General features: G+C 78.7%; 1 pseudogene. It reads right to left on the reverse strand.

From position 1 onward, the window contains the following. Positions 1-324 (reverse strand): annotated as a pseudogene (locus G3I54_RS10870) (LuxR family transcriptional regulator); the annotation flags it as partial.

Below are 324 nucleotides of genomic sequence, written 5' to 3' on the forward strand. Positions count from 1 at the left end.
CGCAGTTCGGCGTAGGCGAGGTGTTCGAGGGCCTGCGGCAGCAGCGCGTCGGGCCCCCTGGTCCGTACGGCGGCGAGCGCGCGGGCCCCCGAGCGGCAGGCGGCGGCGATGTCTCCGAGGACCAGCGCCGCGACCCCGGCCCGCAGCAGCGCGGCCGGGGCGCCGGGGTCACCGGCCGGGTCGAGGCAGCGGCGGAGCAGGGCGTGGCCCTCGGCCGTACGGCCTTCCAGCACGGCGCACATGCCGGCCCGGTAGTGCTCCAGGTCCGGGTCCACCGGGGTGCGGGCGAGGCGGTTCATGGCGTCGAGGTAGCCGAGGGCGTCC

It is taken from the genome of Streptomyces sp. SID14515, from assembly GCF_010548505.1.
Taxonomy (GTDB): domain Bacteria; phylum Actinomycetota; class Actinomycetes; order Streptomycetales; family Streptomycetaceae; genus Streptomyces; species Streptomyces caviscabies.